This window comes from Moorena sp. SIO3H5, assembly GCF_010692395.1.
Classification (GTDB): domain Bacteria; phylum Cyanobacteriota; class Cyanobacteriia; order Cyanobacteriales; family Coleofasciculaceae; genus Moorena.
In genome coordinates this window covers 1-2,405 of sequence record NZ_JAAHHS010000672.1, presented here as the reverse complement: position 1 = coordinate 2,405, position 2,405 = coordinate 1, and the positions used below count along the sequence as shown (strand labels likewise).

The 2,405-nt window shown below is 42.7% G+C and carries 4 protein-coding genes; 3 read left to right on the top strand and 1 reads right to left on the bottom strand.

What is annotated here, in order from left to right; translation table 11 throughout:
- Both F6K52_RS35365 and F6K52_RS35360 read left to right on the top strand, forming a co-directional pair.
- The coding region (locus F6K52_RS35365; protein ID WP_293089731.1) for a DUF512 domain-containing protein at positions 1–862 on the top strand (862 nt) is incomplete at its 5' end.
- 373 nt (positions 863–1,235) lie between these two features.
- Positions 1,236–1,358 carry a hypothetical protein gene (locus F6K52_RS35360; RefSeq protein WP_293089729.1) on the top strand — a complete coding sequence of 41 codons (123 nt, stop codon included), beginning with the start codon at positions 1,236–1,238 and terminating at the stop codon, positions 1,356–1,358.
- Here the strand turns inward: F6K52_RS35360 and F6K52_RS35355 are convergent.
- A complete protein-coding gene (locus tag F6K52_RS35355) occupies positions 1,348–1,644 on the bottom strand; it encodes a hypothetical protein (RefSeq protein ID WP_293089727.1) in 297 nt (98 codons plus the stop codon). The two genes, F6K52_RS35360 and F6K52_RS35355, sit on opposite strands and share 11 nt — an antisense overlap.
- Positions 1,645–2,099: 455 nt before the next feature.
- On the opposite strand from F6K52_RS35355, the gene F6K52_RS35350 reads away from it, so the two are divergent.
- Positions 2,100–2,366 (top strand): hypothetical protein, encoded by a 267-nt coding sequence (locus tag F6K52_RS35350; protein WP_293089725.1) that lies wholly within the window; start codon positions 2,100–2,102, stop codon positions 2,364–2,366.
- Positions 2,367–2,405: the final 39 nt, after the last annotated feature.

Below are 2,405 nucleotides of genomic sequence, written 5' to 3'. Positions count from 1 at the left end.
GGATGTGCGCATAGGGTTACTGAAAAATCCTCGGGCTGGGCAAATTTTAGAGCAGTTAAGGTGGTTTCAGGAGCGACGGCTGCAAATTCATGCCCAGGTAGTGGTGTGTCCTGGGATTAATGATGGCATTCACTTAGAACGTACTCTGTTAGATTTAGCGCAATTCTATACCGGTGATCTGCCCGCAGTCGCTTCAACGGCAGTAGTACCGGTGGGATTGACTCGGTTTCGACCCCAGGAGGATGAACTGATTAGCGTTACTGGGGACAAAGCGAGGGAAGTGATTGCTCAAGTTCAAAGGCTTCAGGAGAAATTTAAGCACCAGTTGGGGTCTACCTTTGCTTGGTTGGCAGATGAGTGGTTTTTGATTGCCAGAGAAGAGTTACCTCCAGAATCCGATTACGGAGACTACCCTCAAATTGGGAATGGTGTCGGTTCTATTCGGCTGTTCTTGAAAGAATTCCAATCTACTGCTACTAAACGGTTGCCTAAGGCTCTAGAAATCCCCCGACGGGGGACTTGGGTGGTGGGTAATGCGGTGGAAAAAGCCTTTGAACCTGTGGTAGAGCGGTTCAATGCTGTGACAGGATTGGAGATTAGGATGGTTGCGTTATCTAGTGATTACTGGGGTCAGGAGATAACGGTTACTGGCTTGCTGACTGGACAGGATTTACTGAAGGGATTACAAGGAAAAGATTTAGGAGAAATGATTCTGTTACCTGGGTTGATGCTTAAGCATGGTGATACCCGGTTTCTGGATGATATGACTGTGGCAGAAGTTGCTGATCAGCTCAAGACTCCGATTATTCCTGTTAATGGTATTGAGGAATTGATCGATGGGGCTATTGGGAATAGGGAGTAGGGAGTAGGGAGTAGGGAGTAGGGAGTAGGGAATCGGGAAAAGAGTAAGTATTCAGCTATCAGCTATCAGTTATCAGCTATCAGCTATCAGCTTAAGCGCTACGCGCACGCGTGCGCGTTCAGCTATCAGTTTATGGGCTATGAGCACGCTGCATCACTACTTGAGGTTATGAGGTTTTTTTTAAGCTGACGGCTGTTCGCGTAGCTTGAGCTAAAAGCTGACGGCTGACCGCTGAATGCTTACAGAATAACTAATTTAAAGGCACATCAGCTTATCTATAGTTTAAACATCAAAATTATCAACTAAATCAAGATAAAAACTCAGACAAATTTATTATATCTCTTGCAAAAGTATTTTTATGATAGTGTTCTTGATGCAGTCGCTCCTGGGGGAAACCACGGCAGCGCTGCATCGCTTTGCGTCAATTCTTGTCCACTGTTCCCTGTTCCCTGTTCCCTGTTCCCGACTTCTGCAAGAAGTCTATTCTATTCCTTGAGATTTTCAACACTAGTCTGGATATCCTGATACACCTGACGCAGATACTCGATTAATTCCTGTTGAGACATCTCACGAATCTGCAATTCTCTGATCACGAATGCCAACTGTTGCAGAGAATTGTTGTGAATTTCAGTAAATGCCCGATCCATTAACTCCTGCTGTAGGGGGAGTCGCTCAGACAACAGATGCATTTGCTGCTGTAATTTTATATATAAGTAGAAAATGTGCAGGTTCAATCCTACTGTGAAAAGTAGTAGTATTCCCTGCACTGTGGATAATAACATTAGAACTTAGGATTGATGTGATCTAGCGGTTTTAAATTTGGTGAGGTACAAATTTTTGGGTTTTAGGGACTTCGGACTTCGGACTTCGGACTTCGGACTTCGGACTTCGGACTTCGGACTTCGGACTTCGGACTTCGGACTTCGGACTTCGGACTTCGGACTTCGGACTTCGGACTTCGGACTTCGGACTTCGGAGCAGTAAAATCAGAATAGGTAAAAGTTAAAAAAATATTGTAATTCATTATCATTAAAATTGCTACATACCCTCTTATTTATTTCCTCTTATTTATTCCCTATACCCTGTTAATTTAAATCAAAATCATGGAATTTAAATAAAGATAATCTTAGGTTTTATTTAAAATTACTTTACACAAAAAAAATCTAAAAACCCTTGACAATTTAATTTATAATTATTATGATTATAGTATGCAAACAACAAGCAAAAGGTGACCAAGATGGATTCCGAATTTCGCCCAAACCCTGAAAACAACCCTGAGGATATTACTCCTAGTAATAATCCTCAGGAATCTTCTCCAAAAAAATACCCTGTTAAGCACATTCTTAAGGGCTCCCGCAAGGCGATAATCAACACGATGCATGCCCTCTATGCACTGCGTTATGCCGAGATTTCTGAGTGGAGTCCTCTGCAACCGACGGGGATTCCTGGAGAATTTATTACAATGATGACGAAGTACATAATTCGTGCGGCTTGTTCTAAGTAGGAGCCTCTAGAAAATAGAGGGGTATGACTTAGGTAACTA

Bases quoted from the DNA above. Each gene is read 5' to 3' on its own strand.
- F6K52_RS35360 (WP_293089729.1), top strand. From the start codon at position 1,236: ATGCAGTCGCTCCTGGGGGAAACCACGGCAGCGCTGCATCGCTTTGCG.
- F6K52_RS35355 (WP_293089727.1), bottom strand. From the start codon at position 1,644: ATGTTATTATCCACAGTGCAGGGAATACTACTACTTTTCACAGTAGGA.
- F6K52_RS35350 (WP_293089725.1), top strand. From the start codon at position 2,100: ATGGATTCCGAATTTCGCCCAAACCCTGAAAACAACCCTGAGGATATT.